Origin of the sequence: Virgibacillus phasianinus (assembly GCF_002216775.1) — a bacterium.
Lineage (GTDB): Bacteria > Bacillota > Bacilli > Bacillales > Amphibacillaceae > Virgibacillus_F > Virgibacillus_F phasianinus.
Genome location: NZ_CP022315.1, coordinates 2,790,462 through 2,811,122 on the forward strand (window position 1 = coordinate 2,790,462; position 20,661 = coordinate 2,811,122).

The 20,661-nt window shown below is 38.2% G+C and carries 21 protein-coding genes, 1 pseudogene and 2 other annotated features (1 of these 24 cut by a window edge); of the genes and pseudogenes, 20 read left to right on the forward strand and 2 right to left on the reverse strand.

The genetic code is table 11. The features are described 5' to 3' along the window. Positions 1–207, forward strand: a binding site (T-box leader) (it extends 18 nt beyond the left edge of the window). A gap of 46 nt (positions 208–253) precedes the next feature. Then, complete coding sequence (locus tag CFK37_RS13345) at positions 254–2,899, forward strand: valine--tRNA ligase (RefSeq protein ID WP_089062318.1); 2,646 nt, start codon at positions 254–256, stop codon at positions 2,897–2,899. A gap of 39 nt (positions 2,900–2,938) precedes the next feature. Here the strand turns inward: CFK37_RS13345 and CFK37_RS13350 are convergent, their stop codons facing one another. Both CFK37_RS13350 and CFK37_RS13355 read right to left on the reverse strand, forming a co-directional pair. Then, positions 2,939–3,796, reverse strand: coding sequence for an ATP-grasp domain-containing protein (locus CFK37_RS13350; RefSeq protein ID WP_089062319.1), 858 nt, complete (start codon positions 3,794–3,796; stop codon positions 2,939–2,941). Positions 3,797–3,813: 17 nt separating this feature from the next. Next, complete coding sequence (locus CFK37_RS13355) at positions 3,814–4,707, reverse strand: ATP-grasp domain-containing protein (RefSeq protein ID WP_089062320.1); 894 nt, start codon at positions 4,705–4,707, stop codon at positions 3,814–3,816. A 79-nt stretch (positions 4,708–4,786) separates the two neighbouring features. Between CFK37_RS13355 and CFK37_RS13360 the strand changes: the two genes are divergently transcribed. From CFK37_RS13360 to CFK37_RS13450, 19 genes and pseudogenes are all read left to right on the forward strand, one after another. After that, positions 4,787–6,064 (forward strand): bifunctional folylpolyglutamate synthase/dihydrofolate synthase, encoded by a 1,278-nt coding sequence (locus CFK37_RS13360; RefSeq protein WP_089062321.1) that lies wholly within the window; start codon positions 4,787–4,789, stop codon positions 6,062–6,064. Between the two features lie 136 nt (positions 6,065–6,200). Then, positions 6,201–7,118, forward strand: coding sequence for a hypothetical protein (locus CFK37_RS13365; protein ID WP_089062322.1), 918 nt, complete (start codon positions 6,201–6,203; stop codon positions 7,116–7,118). Positions 7,119–7,313: 195 nt separating this feature from the next. Then, positions 7,314–8,003, forward strand: coding sequence for a RadC family protein (gene radC, locus CFK37_RS13370; protein ID WP_089062323.1), 690 nt, complete (start codon positions 7,314–7,316; stop codon positions 8,001–8,003). A 251-nt stretch (positions 8,004–8,254) separates the two neighbouring features. Continuing rightward, entirely contained in the window at positions 8,255–9,295 is a 1,041-nt protein-coding gene (locus tag CFK37_RS13375; RefSeq protein ID WP_089062324.1) for a rod shape-determining protein, read from the forward strand. Between the two features lie 15 nt (positions 9,296–9,310). After that, positions 9,311–10,192: a rod shape-determining protein MreC gene (gene mreC / locus CFK37_RS13380; protein WP_089062325.1), complete on the forward strand. Its 882-nt coding sequence runs from the start codon at positions 9,311–9,313 to the stop codon at positions 10,190–10,192. Further along, a complete protein-coding gene (gene mreD, locus CFK37_RS13385; protein WP_172840505.1) occupies positions 10,192–10,725 on the forward strand; it encodes a rod shape-determining protein MreD in 534 nt (177 codons plus the stop codon). Before mreC ends, mreD begins: the two co-directional genes overlap by 1 nt. Before the next feature lie 58 nt (positions 10,726–10,783). Then, positions 10,784–11,470, forward strand: a complete 687-nt coding sequence (gene minC, locus CFK37_RS13390) for a septum site-determining protein MinC (protein ID WP_089062327.1) — start codon at positions 10,784–10,786, stop codon at positions 11,468–11,470. Further along, a complete protein-coding gene (gene minD, locus CFK37_RS13395; protein ID WP_089062328.1) occupies positions 11,463–12,260 on the forward strand; it encodes a septum site-determining protein MinD in 798 nt (265 codons plus the stop codon). The genes minC and minD overlap by 8 nt, the downstream gene beginning before the upstream one ends. Before the next feature lie 122 nt (positions 12,261–12,382). After that, the gene (locus CFK37_RS13400) at positions 12,383–13,150 is read left to right on the forward strand and encodes a M23 family metallopeptidase (protein WP_089062329.1); all 768 of its coding nucleotides are present in this window, start codon (positions 12,383–12,385) and stop codon (positions 13,148–13,150) included. Continuing rightward, on the forward strand, positions 13,137–13,997 hold the full coding sequence (locus tag CFK37_RS13405; protein WP_089062330.1) for a M50 family metallopeptidase: 861 nt from the start codon (positions 13,137–13,139) through the stop codon (positions 13,995–13,997). The genes CFK37_RS13400 and CFK37_RS13405 overlap by 14 nt, the downstream gene beginning before the upstream one ends. A gap of 70 nt (positions 13,998–14,067) precedes the next feature. Next, positions 14,068–14,142 (forward strand) — a sequence feature (ribosomal protein L21 leader region). Between the two features lie 14 nt (positions 14,143–14,156). Next, positions 14,157–14,465 (forward strand): 50S ribosomal protein L21, encoded by a 309-nt coding sequence (gene rplU / locus CFK37_RS13410; protein WP_089062331.1) that lies wholly within the window; start codon positions 14,157–14,159, stop codon positions 14,463–14,465. Positions 14,466–14,477: 12 nt separating this feature from the next. Continuing rightward, positions 14,478–14,807, forward strand: a complete 330-nt coding sequence (locus tag CFK37_RS13415) for a ribosomal-processing cysteine protease Prp (protein WP_089062332.1) — start codon at positions 14,478–14,480, stop codon at positions 14,805–14,807. A gap of 14 nt (positions 14,808–14,821) precedes the next feature. Further along, positions 14,822–15,112 carry a 50S ribosomal protein L27 gene (gene rpmA, locus CFK37_RS13420; protein ID WP_089062333.1) on the forward strand — a complete coding sequence of 97 codons (291 nt, stop codon included), beginning with the start codon at positions 14,822–14,824 and terminating at the stop codon, positions 15,110–15,112. A 127-nt stretch (positions 15,113–15,239) separates the two neighbouring features. Then, positions 15,240–15,785, forward strand: coding sequence for a Spo0B domain-containing protein (locus CFK37_RS13425; protein ID WP_089062334.1), 546 nt, complete (start codon positions 15,240–15,242; stop codon positions 15,783–15,785). After that, positions 15,776–17,055, forward strand: a pseudogene (gene obgE, locus CFK37_RS13430) (GTPase ObgE). The gene CFK37_RS13425 and the pseudogene obgE overlap by 10 nt, the downstream one beginning before the upstream one ends. A gap of 166 nt (positions 17,056–17,221) precedes the next feature. After that, a complete protein-coding gene (locus CFK37_RS13435; RefSeq protein ID WP_089062335.1) occupies positions 17,222–18,049 on the forward strand; it encodes a LysM peptidoglycan-binding domain-containing protein in 828 nt (275 codons plus the stop codon). Positions 18,050–18,329: 280 nt separating this feature from the next. Then, positions 18,330–19,070 (forward strand): NAD(+) synthase, encoded by a 741-nt coding sequence (gene nadE, locus CFK37_RS13440; RefSeq protein ID WP_089062336.1) that lies wholly within the window; start codon positions 18,330–18,332, stop codon positions 19,068–19,070. Positions 19,071–19,148: 78 nt separating this feature from the next. Continuing rightward, positions 19,149–19,694 (forward strand): YhcN/YlaJ family sporulation lipoprotein, encoded by a 546-nt coding sequence (locus CFK37_RS13445; RefSeq protein ID WP_157724854.1) that lies wholly within the window; start codon positions 19,149–19,151, stop codon positions 19,692–19,694. Between the two features lie 170 nt (positions 19,695–19,864). Continuing rightward, the gene (locus CFK37_RS13450) at positions 19,865–20,590 is read left to right on the forward strand and encodes a YebC/PmpR family DNA-binding transcriptional regulator (RefSeq protein ID WP_089062338.1); all 726 of its coding nucleotides are present in this window, start codon (positions 19,865–19,867) and stop codon (positions 20,588–20,590) included. Positions 20,591–20,661: the final 71 nt, after the last annotated feature.

Genomic DNA, 20,661 nt, shown 5'->3' on the forward strand with positions numbered 1-20,661 from the left:
GAAGAGTACAAGGTAACACCTAAAGAGAGGGAAATATAAGCTGAGAATTTCCCAGGCATGTTGACTTGGAATGTCGCCCATGATGCTGCTTCTTTGAAATGATAGTAGAAGAAGCCGGATAAACTCCGTTAACAATATAGAGTGTGCGGGCCTATTTTGGCTTGCAAACAAAGGTGGTACCACGGAAGCAATCTTTTCGTCCTTTATTGGATGAAAGGATTTTTTTATTTGCAAAAAATGGGAGGAAAAAGCAATGTCAGAAAAACCGCAAAGCAGTTTACCGAAAAAGTATGATCCAAAAGCTGTTGAACAAAATCGATATAAATTCTGGGTGGAAGGGAAATATTTTGAAGCAAAAGGAGATTCGGGCAAGGAGCCCTTCACAATCGTTATCCCCCCGCCAAATGTAACCGGTAAATTACATTTGGGTCATGCCTGGGATACCGCTATGCAGGATACCATATCACGAATAAAACGGATGCAGGGATATGATGTCCTCTGGTTACCAGGAATGGATCATGCAGGTATTGCTACTCAGGCTAAAGTTGAAGCGAAGTTAAAAGAGCAGGGTGAGTCACGATACGATCTGGGCCGGGAAAAGTTTGTTGAAAAAGTTTGGGACTGGAAGGAAGAATATGCTGATTTTATCCGGCAACAATGGGAAAAGCTTGGGCTTGGATTGGATTATTCCCGTGAACGTTTTACGATGGATGAAGGTTTATCTGACGCTGTTCGGGAAGTTTTTGTTACCCTTTATAATAAAGGTTTAATTTACCGTGGTGAGTATATCATTAACTGGGATCCGAAAACGAAAACAGCACTATCTGATATAGAGGTTATTCATAAAGAAATTCAAGGCCATTTTTATCACCTCAGATATCCGATTAAGGATAGTGATGAATTTATAGAAATTGCAACAACACGCCCAGAAACAATGCTTGGTGATACTGCCGTAGCAGTCCATTCAAAGGATGAACGCTACAAACATTTGGTAGGTAAAAAAGTAATTTTACCAATTGTTGGTCGTGAAATAGACATCGTCGCCGACGACTACGTTGATCGCGATTTCGGGTCTGGTGCTGTAAAAATCACACCTGCTCATGATCCAAATGATTTTGAAATAGGAAATCGTCATAATCTTGAACGTGTGCTGGTTATGAATGAAGACGGAACAATGAATAAAAACGCTGGCAAATATCAAGGGCTTAACCGTTTCGATTGCCGCAAACAAATTGTGAATGACTTAAAAGAAGCGGGCGTACTATTCAAGATAGAGGATCATACGCATACGGTTGGGCACTCTGAACGCAGTGATGCAGTTGTTGAGCCTTATCTATCAACGCAATGGTTTGTTGACATGCAGCCATTGGCAGATGCTTCAGTTGAGATGCAAAATGGGAAAGAAAAGATAAATTTTGTACCAGAACGATTTGAAAATACCTATTTGCATTGGATGGATAACATAAGGGATTGGTGTATCTCCAGACAATTATGGTGGGGACACCGGATTCCAGCATGGTATCACAAGGAAACAAATGAAATTTACGTTGGAAAAGAAGCGCCAGCAGATAGTGAGAATTGGGAACAAGATGAGGATGTTTTAGATACATGGTTTTCATCAGCTTTATGGCCATTCTCAACAATGGGTTGGCCAAATGAAGATGCAGCGGACTTTAAACGTCATTTTCCGAATGATGTTCTCGTTACGGGTTATGACATTATCTTCTTCTGGGTAGCACGGATGATTTTCCAATCCATTGAATTCACCGGGGAACGCCCATTTAAGGATGTTGTCATGCATGGATTAATCCGTGATGCTGAAGGACGGAAGATGAGTAAATCGCTTGGCAACGGCGTGGATCCAATGGATGTCATCGATAAATATGGTGCGGATTCCCTACGCTATTTCTTATTAACTGGATCTTCACCGGGACAGGATCTTCGCTTCTATTGGGAAAAGATAGAGTCCACTTGGAACTTTGCGAATAAAATTTGGAATGCATCCCGTTTCTGTCTGATGAATATGGAAGGCTTTGCCTACAAAGATATTGATTTATCAGGCGAGAAGTCGGTCGCAGACAAATGGATTCTGACCAGACTGAATGAAACCATTGAACAAGTATCGAAAAACACTGCTAAATACGAGTTCGGTGAAGCGGGTCGTCATCTGTATACCTTCATTTGGGATGATCTTTGCGATTGGTATATCGAAATGGCAAAATTACCATTATATGGCGAGGATGAAACCAAGAAAAAAACAACTCAGTCAGTTCTTGCTTATGTATTGGATAATACAATGCGCATGTTACATCCGTTCATGCCATTTATTACGGAGGAAATATGGCAGGAGCTGCCACACCAGGGTGAATCCATTACCATTGCACAGTGGCCGGAAGTCCGTGAAGATTTGCATAGTGAACAGGCGAAGAAAGAAATGAATCTGCTTGTATCAATCATAAAGACAGTGCGGAATATACGTGCAGAGGTTAATACTCCAATGTCTAAACAGGTGAAGCTGCTTGTTCAGGGAGAAGATAAAACAACCATTTCAGAGCTTGAAGCGAATCGGAACTATTTAGAGCGTTTTTGTAACACGAGTGAATTAATGATAGCTACAGATATAGAGGTTCCGGAAAAAGCGATGTCGGCCGTAGTAACCGGTATAGAACTATTTTTACCATTAGAAGGCTTAATCGACATTGATAAAGAACGATCAAGACTGGAAAGCGAACTGGATAAATGGAACAAGGAAGTGGAAAGGGTACAAAAAAAATTGGCCAATGAAGGTTTTGTAAAGAAGGCACCAGAGACTGTAGTTGCAGAAGAAAAACAAAAAGAGAAAGATTATCTCGAAAAGCAAGCGAAGGTTAAAGCACGTTTGGCAGAATTAAATAGCTAATAAAGAAAGCGGAATTCCACTAGTGAGGTTCCGCTTTTCTTAAATTAATTTCGATTTAATATGGGTGATATATTTTTGTAAAATGTTAACGTCACTGACGGCACTTAATGTTCGTGAACCCACTACATCTTCTATTTCATTAAATAATAATGTTCCATCCTTTTTGAACAAAAAGTCGATTCCTACCATATCAAATTGAAAATGGTTGACAATACGATTGATCAGGCTGATTTCTTCTGCATGTAATGTGTACCAGGAAGCAGTTCCGCCTAATTTGTAATTTGCCCGAAAGTCATTGTCATTTTCCCTTATCACAGATCCAATAATCTTACTGCCCACTATAAAAACACGCAGATCTTTACCAGGTATTACATCACATGACTGCATGATAATATTGGACGAGGATAGTGTTTCCACTGCCTGCTGCAGGTCTTGTTTTGTTTCAATCAGAAACACTTGTTTTCCCCCACGTCCTGCAGCTTCTTTTAATACAATTGGCAGGTCAGGTAAAGGAGAATGTTGAAGTAATTTCGTGCTTGTAAAAACTGTATTCACCATTGGTACTTGCAATTCATGTACATAATGATGGGTTAATGCTTTATTATTGCAAATTCGAGAAACTGCTGAAGAATTGAACACATGAATTCCCATTGCTTCAAGCTGTAAACTTAGCTGTGGATCAATAGTACGTACGACTGCAAAATCCGGTAATTTAACAATCCTATTATTTATTAAGACAGTTCGCTTATTGGTTAGAATACCTAAAGTAATGGTTTCCCTAACTATTACTTCAAGCGCGATGTCCTGTACTTCTGCCTCTTTTTGAAACCAATTAATATAAGATAGATTGTCCTCTGCATCCTCTTGATTATAGATTAGCCAACCGTTATATTTCACCTGAGTTCACCTCATTTCTATTTTTCCTTGTCAACAATATAATCGATGATATAATCCGCGACGTTTATTTTTGTACAATCATACATATTCCGTATATGTGCATTGGAATTTAGTTCACAAATAATTGGATGTCCATCCGCACCAAAAAGTAAATCAACCCCAGCAAAGTCGGCACCAATTGCTTTTGTTGCAGCGATAGCAATTTCATTTTCTTTAGGAGTGGGCTGATAGGATTCCATAGTTCCACCAGCAGTCACGTTTGCCCGAAAGTCATCAGAGGCGGTCCGCATCATGGCTGCGACTACTTCATCGCCAACAACATGTAATCGCATATCTTTTCCATAGCTTGAATCGATAAATTCCTGAAACATAAAGGGTTTTCCCTGTAACATTGCTACCTTTTCCTTTAATTCTTGGGCTGTGTGTACCAAATAGACTTGTTCGCCGAAGGATCCAAATGCTTCTTTTACAATCATTGGAAGACCCAATGTTGTAACGGCCTTATCGCAAGTGGCATGATCCACTTCCACATTGTTCATAAAAATCTTAGGAGCAATGATTGTTTTCGGTATTGGCAGGTTATGTATGGATAAGGCTTGATAGGTTAAAATTTTATCATCACTTATGCGAATGGCGTCAGAGCAGTTATATACACGTACACCCATCTGCTCCAATTGATTGGCAAGATATATATCTTTATCCGTAAAAATGACAAAATTCGGTAATAGTTGCTCATCATCATCAATTAAAATTACTTCATCAGCAGTTAAAAAAGACAAAAGTTCATTGTTCTTCCAAATTTTAGCTGGAACATCCTTACGCGCTGCTGCCTTTTGTAACCATTCCGCAAAGTCAAGAAATTTATTGCCGGGTAAATGGCCATTATAAATAATCCATCCGTTTAGTCTCACTATTGTCGTTCCCTTCTATATCAATTGATTCAATGCTATACTAATTTTAAAGTTATGATAGAAAGTCAGTGGTGAAGCTATGTTTAATCATTATCATGAAGTCGAAACATTTTTTAATCAAAGAAAGTCGTTCGGAATTAAGCCTGGTTTGGACCGCATCAAATCACTACTAAAGATGCTTTTGAATCCTGAACAGAAAATACAGGCAATCCATGTAGCCGGTACCAATGGAAAGGGATCAACCATTCAATACATAAATAATGCACTGCGCCGTAATGATTATCGAGTCGGCAGGTTTATATCCCCAAGTGCAAACGGATTGACAGACCATATTTTTGTTAATGATGATCCAATTAGTCAAAAGAAATTTACCAAGCTTATGAATGAAATGTACCCTTATATCAGTCAGTTGGACGAGCAGAATAACCATCCTACTGAATTTGAAATAATTACCGCTCTTGCATTTCTATATTTTGCCGAGTCAGTAGATATTGCATTAATTGAAGCTGGAATGGGCGGCAGGGAAGATACAACAAATTGCTTTCTTCCTCTTCTATCTATTATAACAAATGTTAGCCATGACCATATGGCATTTTTAGGCAATACTGTCGAAAAAATTGCCTTACACAAGGCGGGTATCATTAAGATGCAGACACCGGTTATTATCGGGCCGATGGCAGCTCCCGCTATGCAGGTAATGGAACGAGAAGCGGCCTCTCTTCAGGCAAAATTATACCGGTATGGAATGGAATTCAACTCTGCGGATGAAGGACAATCACATTTCATTTGGAAAGACAGATGGAAACATAATGAACTAAATGTTAGTATTCAAATGATAGGAAAACATCAACAGGTAAATGCCTCGTTAGCAGTTATGGCAGTTATGCTATTATCCGAACAGGATTATAAGATTGATTTGGGCAAAGCCCTGAATGGTATATTTCATACGACCGTGCCAGGCCGCTATGAATTAGTAAATGAAAATCCAAGAATTGTCCTGGATGGTGCACATAATGAAGCAGGTATTTTATCATTTATACAAGCAGTCAATTCCATACCTTCAAACCATAACAAACATGTAATTTTTGCTGCATTTAAGGATAAGGATATATACAATATGATTCATCTGCTATCTAATCAGTTTGGTTCCATTGCCCTGACTACCTTTGATCATCCACGTGCAGCTACCATCGATGACCTTGCAAACTTTGCAAATACTGACAATGTGACACTGGAAAATGATTGGATGAAGATGTTGGAAAGGGTAGTAAATACACCGAAACCAGATACGGATTATTTTGTTACGGGATCATTGAATTTTATAGCAAAGGTTAGAAAATTTCTAGCGGAGCAATAATCTTGTAATCAACAAAAACCCTGTATATTATCGGGGTTTTTGTTGAATAGTTTTTTGTTACTAGTGACAAAACTCGTCTTACTTTTCAATTTTCATATGATAGAGTATAGAAAACTTGGGAAAGTGAGGGGAAAAAATGGACAAACGAAAAACGATAATAGTATGGATGGATGGCAAAAAGACCAAAGTTTCGAAAAATGACACTAAAAATAATCCAATGCAATCTACTTACACAAATACAGAACAAGCAGCTGCTCAAGAGAGTAATAATGAAATTGATCCAATCCCCACTTATATAAGACAAAATAGCTTAGAAGAGGAAGCAGCTTTTAAAAAAGGTAAAGGAAATAAGAACAAACTAATAAAACATATTTTTATAGCTACAATGACAGCAGTGTTACTGGGAGTGGGCCTGGGGATATTTATGTTAAATATGTTTACTAATATTGATGCAAATGAGGTTAACGGAAAAATCGGCTCAACAGGGGAAACCACAGGTGCAAACAAGGGGGTAACTGCGACTGACCAAGCCACATACACCCTGAAGGGTTTACAGGCGTTTGTGCTTCAGGCAGGACTGTTTAATGATGAGGCTAATGTAGCTGTTGTACAGAACAAGTTTAACGATGCCGGAATTCAAACAATGGTATGGAAGCGGGACGATCAATACTATTTATTTGCCAATATAGCACAGGCGAAAGATCAGACGGATGATGAAAAAGCGGCATATAAGGCATCCGACCTTGAAACATATGCCAAAAAATGGACAACCACTGAGACCAATGTCACAATAACTGATGCTGAATATAACTGGCTGCAGAACTTTCACAACCTGTGGAATGCATCATTAGAAAAAGTTTCGGCTGATCAATCATTACCATCAACCAAATGGGAAGATTGGATAGCCTCCTATCCTGAAAACGCGAAAAATACGGCCGAATTTTACCAAGCAGTAAAAGAAAATCAATCCAGTATTAGTGAAGCAAGTAAAGAGTCAGCACCAATCGTTTTATTAAATATCTGGAATCAGTTTGATCAATTAGTTTTAAAGTAATGCTGATTGGTCTTTTTTATTGTCAATTATATACTTTTTTATTTTATTGCTTATTACACCAGGTAAATCATCTTTTTTCTCAGATGAAAATTAAATGTTTAAGGGTTAAAAACAATTGATAATGGAAATTTGGCCATTTGCCTGAAATCCTCTTGCCCCGCTATGATAGGATTATCTATCGAAGGAGGAATGATGATGACAATACCATCCATTATGATTAAGGATGTACCAAAAGAGGACAGACCAAGGGAACGCTTATTAAAACTTGGATCAAGTCATTTGTCGAATCAGGAACTGTTAGCAATACTGCTTGGGACAGGTACAAAGGAAGAATCTGTAATGACATTATCTCAACGAATTCTAATGCATTTTGAAGGGTTGAAACTTTTAAAGGACGCGACAATCGAAGAATTAATGGCAATTAAAGGAATTGGTGAAGCGAAAGGGGTTTTAATGCTTGCTGCAATCGAAGTGGGAAAAAGAATGAATCAATATAAGCCCAATGACCGTTACGTTATTCGCTCACCGGAAGACGGGGCGGATTATGTTATGGAAGAAATGAGGAATCTTAATCAGGAACACTTTGTCGTCTTATTCCTTAATACAAAGAATCAAATAATTCATAATCAAACTATTTTTATTGGCAGTTTGAACGCATCTATCGTCCATCCAAGAGAAGTCTATCGCGAGGCTGTAAAGCGTTCTGCAGCATCTATTATCTGCGCTCATAACCACCCATCTGGCGATCCAACTCCATCCCAGGAAGATATTCATGTTACCAGACGACTAGTCGAATCAGGAAAAATGATTGGAATTGAACTATTGGACCATTTAATCATAGGTGATCGAAAATTTGTATCACTAAAGGAAAAAGGATACCTATAACACTATCTATTTTACTATTTTTTTCGTATAATTATAGGGACGAGCAATACAGCGCCATTTTTCAATTGTTATTGAAATTGGCGCTTATTAAGATTATGAATCAATCTCTGTTTATTACCGTTTCACTTACAATGGGTGAAGAACGGTTCTAATAGGTTTATATTGGTTTCACGTTGCATAAACTGCATTAAATCGATATAGTAAAACTACATATGACAAACGAATAGGTAGATTGGAAAGGGAGATCTTTTTTGGGAGTATTTAATTTTTCACAGGATTTAGGGATAGATTTAGGAACAGCAAACAGCCTTGTCTTTGTAAAAGGTAAAGGTGTGGTAGTGCGGGAGCCATCTGTTGTTGCTAAAGATATTGAAACCGGACAGATTGAAGCAGTTGGCAGTTCTGCCCGTAATATGATCGGCAGGACGCCTGGTAATATATCTGTTATTCGTCCGATGAAGGATGGGGTAATTGCTGATTATGAAACAACAGCTATCATGATGAAATACTATATTAAGAAAGCGATGCGAAATCGCTCATTTTTTGCTAAAAAGCCCAATGTAATGATATGTGTGCCATCTGGTATAACGATGGTGGAGGAACGGGCTGTTATTGATGCTACAAAACAGGCAGGAGCAAAAGATGCTTTTCCAATAGCAGAGCCGTTTGCAGCAGCGATTGGAGCAGGACTCCCGGTTTGGGAACCCACTGGAAGTATGATAGTTGACATTGGCGGAGGGACAACAGAGGTTGCCGTGATATCACTTGGTGGTATAGTTACAAGTCAATCTATTCGTATCGCTGGAGACAAGATGGATGAAGCTATCATATCCTTTATCAAAAAGAATTATAACTTAATGATAGGTGAACGATCTGCGGAATCAATCAAAATGGATCTTGGAACAGCCGGCGAAGTGGTCGAAGATGAAGAAATGGATATTCGTGGGCGCGATATGTTAACTGGACTGCCAAAAACAATTACGATTACAACCAAAGAAATTGCCTCATCTTTAAAGGATATTGTTGAGGCAATTGTTGAATCTGTAAAAAACACATTAGAAAGGACACCACCAGAACTTGCAGCAGACATTATGGATCGTGGAGTTGTATTATCTGGCGGTGGTTCGCTCTTAAAAAATTTAGACAGTGTCATCAGTGATGAGATAAAAATGCCTGTTTTTGTAACAGAAGATCCATTAGACAGTGTTGCTATAGGTACAGGCAAATCTTTAGAATACATTCAGCATTTCCGTTCCCATCCGAATGTATCAACTCGTCCAACTGTAGACTAAGAAGTAGGTGTAATAATGCCGTTTTTCACGAAAAAGCGCTTGTTTATAATTTTAATTGGAATCATAATTTTGGTAGTATTAATAGGATTCTCGCTAAAAAGCAGAGACCAATTAACTGCTCCAGAAGAATTTATTAAAGACACAGTTGGATGGGCACAAAGTGTTGTACACACCCCGGTTAAATTTATAACAAATATATTTGCGAATATTGATGATTTAAAGGATACTTACAACGAAAACCAAATACTTAAAGAAAAGCTTTCCCAATATAAAAGCCTGGTCTATGAGGTCCAAGAGATTAAAGAAGATAATGAAGAATTGAGAAAAACGCTTAAGAAGTCGGAATCTATTCGTGACTTCAATCCGATTCAGGCAACAGTTATGTCCAGAACACCCGAACGTTGGGTGGAACAGGTCACCATTAACAAAGGGAAAGTTGATGGAGTAAGGAACAATATGGCGGTAATTACGGCAGATGGAATGGTTGGTAAAGTCCAAGTAGCTTCAAAACTCACATCAACCGTTCAGCTGCTAACAGGTTTTGACCAGTTCAACCGTATTTCTGCAACAATTTCCAAGGAAAAGGGTAATGATATATTTGGCCTAATCGAGGAATACGATGAAGAAACAAATTCCCTTCATTTTAAGATTATAGAAGAATCGGAAAAAGAAATTAAAAAAGGTGAAAAGGTCTTTTCTTCCGGGATGGGTGGAGTATTCCCGGCTGGCTTGTTTATCGGTACAGTAAAAGAAGTTGTTCCGGATCAATATGGACTTACCCGCACAGCACTTGTGGAACCCGCTGCTGATATGTTTGAAATAAATAATGTAATTGTTGTGGATCGAACTTTAGAAGAGAATGATCAAACTGGATCCGTCCAGGAGGATGAGGAATAATGAAGCGATTATACCTCCCTCTCATTCTGTTTGTTTTCGTTATATTAGAAGGTGTTGCCATTGAATTGTTGCCACCCAGCTTTGTAATAAATGATTTATTAATTATTCCGCATTGGGTTTTTGTTTTTTTATTATACATGGCTATATTCTATGATAATGATCGAACCTATTTTTCGGTGCTGTACGGTGCAATCTTCGGCATGATGATTGATATTGTATACACTGGGATTCTAGGTGTTTACATGTTTGCCTATGCATTTATTATTTACATTGTGAGCGGCATCAGGAAGCTTTTGCATGGCAATATTTACGTAATGATCTTACTTGGTATTTTCGGGATCTCACTGACTGACTTTGCTATTTTTTTGATCTATTCAGTGGTGGGACTTACAAACATGATGCTGGCAGATTATTTACTTTACCGTTTACTACCGACCGTTATAGCAAATTTATTATTTTTGTTAGTTTTGTACCCATTTACAAAAAATCGTTTGTTAAAGTGGCAGGACGAACAAATTTCAAAAAACAGGTAACAAAAAATGACGCGCTTTGTCGAATGAATGTAAAGAGAATAAATGAGGTGAACTTATCATGCCAGGCAAGAAACAACTTATTACAATAAAGGGTACTAGGGATGGGCTCACCCTGTTTATAGATGACTCTTGCTCTTATGATGAAGCATACAACGATCTGAGTGAAAAATTATCAACAAATAGACCGCAAAAAGATGAACCGGTAGTTTCGGTTAATGTTCAACTGGGAAGCCGCTATTTAGACCAAATGCAAACGGACGAATTAAAAGAATTAATTAACAACGGAAATCACTTTATGGTTGAATCCATTCATTCCGATGTTGTATCAAAAAAGGATGCAATACAGTGGATGGAAGAAAGTGAAGTCAAAATGGTCAATCAGATAGTGAGATCTGGACAAGTCGTGGAAGTTAAGGGCGATTTATTGTTAATTGGGGATGTGAATCCGGGGGGCAAGGTTGAAGCAACCGGAAATATCTATGTCATGGGAAGCTTACTTGGAACTGCCCACGCGGGAATAAATGGCAACAGTCAAGCAATAATCGTAGCATCTTTTATGAAGCCAAGCCAACTCCGGATAGCAGACTATATCAGCCGTGCACCAGATTATGAGTCTGATGGTGTGTATATGGAATGCGGTCAAATCGATGAGAAGCAGGACAAAATTGTTATTGATAGACTTCAAGTTCTTTCACGTAAACAGATTGATTTGAATGGGTTTGAGAGGAGAATGAATAATGGGTGAAGCAATCGTAATCACATCTGGTAAAGGTGGAGTTGGTAAGACGACTACATCCGCCAATGTTGGTACAGCATTAGCACTGATGGGGAAAAAAGTCTGCCTGATTGATACTGATATCGGGCTCAGAAACCTTGATGTGGTAATGGGTCTTGAAAACCGTATAATTTACGATATTGTTGATGTTATTCAAGAGAGATGTAAACTGAAGCAAGCCTTAATTAAGGATAAACGATTTGAAGATTTAACGTTATTACCGGCAGCGCAAACGAGTGATAAATCAGCTGTTACTAAGGATGGAATGATAAAAATTATTACGGGCCTGAAACAAGACTATGATTATATCATTATTGATTGTCCAGCTGGAATTGAGCAGGGATTTCAAAATGCAATCGCCGGTGCAGATCAAGCAATTGTTGTAACAACACCTGAAAAATCCAGTGTACGTGATGCCGACCGGATAATCGGTTTACTGGAAAAAGAGGAAATGGATCCACCTAAGCTCGTTATTAATCGTATTCGCAATCATATGATGAAGAATGGAGACATGATTGATGTAGACGGTGTTCTTCAAATACTCTCCATTGATCTAATTGGTATAGTAATTGATGATGATGAAGTGATCAAGGCATCAAATAAAGGGGAACCGATCGCGCTTAATCCAAATTCAAGGGCATCTATATCATATCGTAATATTGCGAGGAGAATTCTCGGGGAATCGGTACCTTTACAATCAATTGAAGAAGAAAAAGGGATGCTTGTAAAAATAAAACGTTTTTTTGGAATGAATGCTTAAGTTTCATTGGATGCGGAAGACAAAATATGTCTAACCGCATCTTTTTAATTTGGAGCATTAACATATCTTGTCCATTTGTTTCATATAGTTTAAGAGAGTATGACAAAGGACGGTGAGTTAAGATGAATCCAAGGATAAATAAAGTTCGTAAGTCAATATCCGCAAGAAAAAGGTCGCGGGGAATATCTAATTCAGATTCAAATAAGAACAGTTTTACTCCTTTTCCACTAGAAGAGGAAGAAAAACATGGTTATTTCCCTATATTTACTGATAGTGGAACGCCAAAGAGAAATAAAAGTAGGCTGGTATCCGGATTTATTTTAAAGGGGATTTTGTCAAGTATACTATTTCTTGGAACTGCATTATTGCTGCAAACGCATAGTGAAGTTTTGCAAAAGCCTAAAATTGTTGCAAGTAGTTTATTAACAAACGAATTTCCATTTGCAAAGGTCAACCAATGGTATCAGGATACGCTTGGAGAACCATTAGCATTGACACCAAAGGGAGATAAGGAAATTTCAAAGAATTCAACGCTTGCTTTGCCTGTTTCGGGTAATATATCCGAATCTTTTCAGTCTAATGGTGAAGGTGTTTTAATATCACCTGATGAGCCTTCTGCTATTTCTGTGCTCCGCGAAGGTGTAATCATTTTTGCGGGAAATGACCCAGAAACAAATAAAACCATCGTTGTCCAACATGCTGATGGAAGCAAGTCAACATATGGTTTCCTAAGCTCCATGAATGTGCATCTTTATGAATTTGTTGACGATAATCAGGTAATAGGTAAGTTTGTACCTTCAAATGCTAGTAAAAGTGTTTATTTTGCTATTGAAAAAAACGAAGAGTACGTTGACCCCGTACAGGTGATTGAAGTAAATGACCGGTCGTAAGCTGTTCCCGGTTATTCATATTCATCCTATCCTAATTATCTTTTTATTTATTGGATTCATTACCGGTACATTCATGGAAATAGTAATTATGCTTGGGATTGTCTTGTTTCATGAACTTGGGCATTACATAATGGCAACTTCTTTTCAGTGGAGAATAAAAAGTATTACTTTATGGGTATTTGGCGGGGTAATGGATACTGATGAACATGGTAACAGACCTGTGTATGAAGAGGCTCTAGTTAGCATTGCCGGGCCATTACAGCATGTATTCATTTATTTATTTATTTTCATTACTGCTCCAATGAATGTTGTTTCATCTTCCACGATGGAACTTATCTTATACTATAATAATGTTATCCTATTATTTAATTTGCTGCCGGTATGGCCGCTAGATGGCGGTAAGTGTCTGTTTACCTTATTATCGGCATTTATTCCTTATAAAAAAGCACATACGATCACAATATTAACATCTGTCTGGGTAAGTGCAGGCATCTTGATCACACAATTATTCATTCTGCCATTTACTTTAAGCTCTGTCTTTATTCTGTTATTTATCCTTTTGGAAAATAGAACAGAATGGAAACAGCGGTATTATGTATTCCTCAGGTTTTTATCGAAGCGTTTTTATGGAACAAGCTATGCAAAAAAATCAGTTCCGATATATGTTTCAAGCGCGAGAACCTTATTTGACGTTTTTTCCTTGTTTATTCGTGAACGAAAACACGTCATTTATATCTCGAACCAGGAAGATAATAGGTCTAAGATTGATGAGGAAGAATGCCTTAGGGCTTATTTTCATGAAAAGCAATATAGTATCACGGTCGGGGAAGTAAAAAGAATGGGGTAAATATCCTAGACGGATACTTGACATATTCTGTGAAAACATGATAATATCAATACGTTATTCATCGTAGCACCAAATGCTACAACCGCACAGAACAGGTCATAAACTTTTATAATAAAGTACCTGTATGGCGAGTCTGAGTCAGTTAGGGAGGTGCAGTAAATGTACGCAATTATCGAAACAGGCGGTAAACAGATCAAGGTAACAGAAGGTCAAGAAATTTACGTGGAAAAAGTTGTTGGAGAAGCAAATGACTCCGTAACATTCGAAAAAGTTCTTTTTGTTGGTGGAGATGATGTTAAAGTTGGTGCTCCATATGTAGATGGCGCAACTGTAACTGCTAAAGTTGAGAAACATGGTCGTCAAAAGAAGATCACTGTTTTCAAATATAAGCCTAAGAAAAATTACCATCGTAAACATGGTCATCGTCAACCATATACAAAATTAGTTATTGATAAAATCAATTTATAAAGGTAAGTGTATATGATCCAAGTCACTGTTTATCGAAAAGCAAATCAAATTAATGCATTTAGAATTTCAGGGCATGCTGACAGTGGACCTTATGGGTATGACTTGGTATGTGCTGGCGTTTCTGCAGTATCATTTGGTGCTGTAAATGCAGTAATGAAGTTGTGTGAAACAGACTTGGAGATTGAACAAGCCGATGAAGGTGGTTATCTTCATGTATCGATACCAGGTCATTTACATAAAAATGAAATGGAAAAGATACAACTCTTGTTCGAGAGTATGATTATTTCACTTGAAACAATTGAACAGGAATATGGTCAATTTATAACGATACAAAGTAAATAAGGAGGTGCAGCAATATGCTACGTCTAGATTTACAGTTTTTCTCACAGAAAAAAGGTGCAGGTAGCACAAAGAACGGTCGTGATTCTGAATCCAAGCGTCTAGGTGCTAAACGTGCAGATGGTCAATTTGTAACTGGCGGATCAATTTTATATCGTCAACGCGGTACTAAAATCTATCCAGGTGAAAATGTTGGCCGCGGAGGAGATGACACACTTTTTGCTAAGACTGACGGTGTTGTTAAATTCGAACGCTACGGTCGTGATCGTAAAAAGGTTAGTGTTTATCCAACTGCTAAAGAAGCATAAATTTAATGGAAAACTCCAATCAATTCATTTTATTGATTGGAGTTTTTTTACGTCTTGGTACCTATAATATGTTCCTTCCGAAATTAGATAATTTCTGCTATACTTTTGATATTAATGGAGGGATATCGTGGAAGAAAAAGAGGTTATGGAATTACTGCGCTATTATCGACATGACGTTATGAACGATTTGCAAATTGTACAAGCATATACGAGTATGGGGAAATTGGAAAAGGTTGAAGAAAAGCTAGCTGATTATTTGTCCCGATTCGATGAGGAAAGAAAACTAATGAATTTAAACGCACCAAATTTGGCATTATGGCTGATTCCATTTAATTCCATCCACCCGAATTTTCGTTTTACATACACCATTCTTGGGGAAAAAATAAACTTAGCCGATATAGATGGGAAACTTACAACGAATTGTGAGTATTGTATTAGACATTTAGAGAAAATAACCAGTGAAACAGAACTATATGAAGGAGAAGTTGTGCTCGAATATTTTCCGGATCTTAATCAGGTTAAAGTAAGGCTTTCTTTAGATGGCTCTTTCCATGATATAAATAATGATTCGAAACGTATCAATAAAAATATTACACAACAACAAAGTGGAAATCACGTAACTTTAACAGTAATAATTCCGAGGAACAGAAAAGGTGAAGAAAAATGTTTGTAGATCAGGTAAGCGTTTTTGTAAAAGCTGGTAACGGCGGCAATGGTCTTGTTGCCTATCGAAGAGAAAAATATGTACCTAAAGGGGGTCCTGCTGGCGGCGACGGTGGCAATGGCGGTGACGTCATCTTTAAGGTGGATGAAGGATTAAATACATTGATGGATTTTCGATACAACCGTCACTTTAAGGCAAAACGCGGTGAAAATGGAATGAGTAAAAATCAGCATGGAAAAAATACGCCGCCATTAATTGTTCCGGTTCCACCCGGTACTACTGTGGTTGATGAGGAAACGGACGAAGTGATTGCTGATTTAACGCATCACGGGCAACAAGCGGTGATTGCAAAAGGCGGAAGAGGCGGACGGGGAATTCCCGCTTTGCGACACCGCGTAATCCCGCACCGGATATGGCTGAAAACGGTGAACCTGGTAAGGAACGGACAATAAAAGTTGAACTAAAATTGATTGCTGATGTTGGGTTAGTTGGTTTTCCAAGTGTAGGTAAATCAACGTTATTATCTGTTGTAAGTGCAGCAAAGCCAAAAATTGCGGATTATCATTTTACAACACTTTCCCCCAATTTGGGTGTAGTGGAAACCAGTGACCAGCGCAGTTTTGTGATGGCCGATTTGCCAGGATTGATTGAAGGAGCGAGTGAAGGTGTAGGCTTAGGCCATCAGTTTTTACGACATGTTGAGCGGACACGCCTGCTTGTGCATGTGGTTGATATGGCGGGGACTGAAGGCCGTGATCCATATGATGATTTCCTGAAAATTAACCAGGAATTAAAGGAATATGACGTTAAACTTACGGATCGCCCACAAATAATAGCAGCAAATAAAATGGATATGCCTAACGCTGAAGAAAATTTAAAACAGTTTAAAGAGAAAATGAACAATGATTACCCAATTTATTCAATTTCCGCTGTTACGAAGGATGGGCTAAGAGACATCCTGTTTGCTGTTGCAGACAAATTGGACGAAATTCCGAAAGTAAGTACCACCCTTGAGGATAAAGATGAAAAGGTAGTTTATCGATACCAAGAAGAAGAACAGCCTTTTACAATATCACGGGATTCGGATGGAGCATATGTATTGGAAGGAATAAAAATAGAAAAACTATTTAAAATGACTGATTTTAACAGAGATGAGGCAATTCAACGCTTTGCCAGGCAGATGCGTGGTATGGGTGTTGACGAAGCACTTAGGAAACGCGGGGCAAAAGATGGAGATACCATCCGGTTATTAGCATATGAATTTGAATTTATTGAGTAGATGAAAAAACACCTGTATTATAAGAAAATCTAAGGCCAATCGTCTTTCCAGACGATTGGCCTTAGATTTTCTTATATTCTAGTTCAACTTTTTCTGGGTTTCTGCATATGTTGTTAATGAGTGGTTAGCCCAGTTTTTTCACGAAAGGAAAGGAGATTGAACTAGTTTGAAAATACACATTGTAAAGAAGGGGGATACATTGTGGGAAATTGCTAAGATGTATGACGTTAATTTCGAGCAATTAAAAGAGCTAAACTCACAATTATCCAGTCCTGATATGATTATGCCAGGAATGAAAATCAAGGTACCTAGTAACGCTAAGCCAGTTAAAAAGGAGGAGGTGCAAGCCAAGGAAAAGGAAATGGTTAAAACCCCATACAAGGATATTTCTCCAAAACCTTTGCCAGTCATAAAAGAGGATGAAAAAGAAAAACCGGAAATGAAACCAAATCCAATGATGCCACAGCAAAAACCGATGATGCAGCAAAAACCACCAATGTACCAAATGCCGCCTATTGATAATGACATGTATAACTATACAACCATCAATTTCTCACAAATGCCTCAACCGGAAAAGAAAGAGGTAAAGCATAAGGAAAAAAAGCAACCAAAACCGGCACCAATGCCGATGCCAAATCCAATGATGCCTGAGCATATGCACATGCCAATGGTCCCTATGTGCTGCTACCCGATGCATCCAATGCAGATGAATCAGATGCCTATGCACCACCAGATGCAACCGATGCACCATCAAATGCATCCAATGCATCATGGCAATGCCTCTCCAATGCAAATGCAACATAAACCAATGCCATGTAAGCAATGTGGCTGTGCAGGGGAGAAGCCGCCTTTTCATCATCATGTAAATAACATGTATGATGATTTGCCAGAAATGGAAATGCCTAAAAAACCGGAACATAACAATATGGAATGTGATGATAAAAATAACCATCATTATGGAAAATTTAATCAGCCATACCCCAAATGGGGATGAATCAAAATTACAGAGATCCTTATCCAGCTCCACCTGGGTTTCAACCATTCCCGACTGCACCAATTAATGATGATGAGGATGAAAATATAAACGAATAGTGAAAACTTCATACACCGCGAGCCTTTCACACTGAATACTAAGGAGACGAGTTAACAACCAATTCGTCTCTTTTTCTGTTTTCCGATAACAAGGCATTTGCTTTTCTAATGTATTTTTTTCCGTTATGAACAAATAATGTTAAAATGGATAGTGATATCAGAATACATAAAGGAGTAATCATATGGAGGAAATAATAGATAAGATTGTACATTGGTTGCGCGACCAAGTCGAAGAAGCGAAAGTTAATGGATTATTGGTAGGGGTTAGTGGTGGATTGGATTCAGCAGTTGTTGCTCATCTGATTAAACGTGCTGTACCTGATCAATCTCTGGGAGCAATTATGCCGCTCGATAGCAGCCCAGATAGTGTGAAACATGCGGAAAAGGTAATTGAGAGCTGCGGAATTGACAGGATTACGATTGATTTGGCAGAAACCCACAGTGTCATGTACGGTCAAATCCGGGAACAATTGAAACAAAAAAATGAATGGAATGAAAAGAATGACCAACTGGCTAATGCCAATCTTCGTGCGCGCTTACGCATGAGTACATCATATGCATTGGCAACAAATTATAATTATTTGGTGGTTGGCACAGATAATGCATCCGAGTGGTATACAGGATACTTCACGAAATATGGTGATGGCGGGGTGGATATTCTGCCAATAATTGAATTTACCAAAGAGGAAGTTCGTGAAATGGCACGTGTCCTTGGAGTTCCAGACGAAGTAATTAATAAAAAACCAAGTGCGGACCTTTGGGAAGGACAGACTGATGAAGCAGAGATGGGAACGTCCTATGATAAAATTGATGCCTTTCTAAAAGGCAAGGAAATTCCTGAGCATGACAAACGAATTATTGAAAACATGCACAAACGAACGGAACATAAGCGAAAAGGCGCAAAACAATTCCGCTTATCATAAAAGAGTAATTCCTGTAATTAACTAGGGTAAAAAACACCTCTTTTAAACATGCTACAAAGTAAAGGAGGTGTTTTTAAAATGAGACTTAGATACGGATGCCTGCTGTTTGCAGTTCTTATCGCAGGTGGTTGTGCAAATGGGGGAAACAATGAAGCAAGTGATGACGACCAAATTCAGTCCCAACCCTTACATTATGAAACAAAGCACGAGCAGAATGAGCGCCTTGATACAGGTGATCAACCCCAAACCCAAACTGAAATAGAAAAAGGGAACGTAAATAGAGGGGATAACACATCTGGAAACAATACGGATGTATTTACAAATGAACAGTCCAAAGAAATTGCAGACTACTTAATGAAAAGACGGGATATTAAACTGGCTCAAGTGGCGATTACGGATAAGAAAATAGTTGTCGCGGTGATGTTAAATGATCATTCTAATCATGACATTACTGATGGCATCGAGAGTGATGTTCGTAAATTTGATAAAAATAAAACAATTGTTGTGTACACGGATGACAATCATTGGGATCGGATGAGCAACCTGAAAGCGAGACTCAAGCAATCAAACTTTTCGGATGATCTGAAAGATGATATGAAACGGTTATTTAATCCCAATCGCTAATTCTTTAACATTTATAAATGATGTTCACTAACGATAAAAAACCTTTGTGGGCTAACAAAGGTTTTTTGCTGTTTACTAGATGAATACTTAGTGAAGCAATTTTTTGTTTATATAGGTGGGAAAATTTGATATAGTAAAGAAAGAAATTTTTCTAGAGAGGAGAATGTCCAATGTCTGGTCATTCTAAATGGCATAATATTCAAAAAAGGAAAAACGCTCAGGATGCAAAAAAAGGGAAAGTCTTTATGCGTCATGCAAAAGATATATATACAGCAGCAAAGGAAGGCGGAGGGGATATTACTACAAATGCTTCTCTGCGTTTAGTCGTTGATAAGGCAAAAGCAGATAATATGCCAAACGACAATATCGATCGTGCAATAAAAAAAGCGACTGGAACCCTCGACGGGGCAAACTTTGAAGAAATCACCTATGAGGGATATGGTCCAGGTGGTGTAGCCGTTATTGTTCATATTTTAACGGATAATAAAAACAGAACGGCTGCTGAAATTCGGCATGCGTTTAAGAAAAACGATGGCAACCTTGGTGAAAGTGGTTGCGTTTCCTTTATGTTTGACCGAAAAGGGTATATCGTAATTGAAAATGAAGAAGGAAAAATTGACGAAGATGAAATTACGCTTGAAGCGATAGAAGCGGGAGCTGAGGATATTGTTGTCTCCGATGGATCTTATGAAATTGTTACGACTCCTGAAGACTTTGAAGGTGTTCGTGATCATATCAGCGATTTGTATCCCATTTCTGACGCAGAGGTAACTTTAATTCCGCAAACGTACAGTTCCTTACCAGAAGCTGATGAAGAAAAAATGATGAATTTAATTGATACCCTGGAAGACAATGAGGATGTTCAGGATATCCATCATAATCTGGAAATAAGTTAATATAACAAACGATACGATAGGGTGTTCTGTACGCTCTATCGTTAATTATGTTAAAATAGGAGCAGGATTAA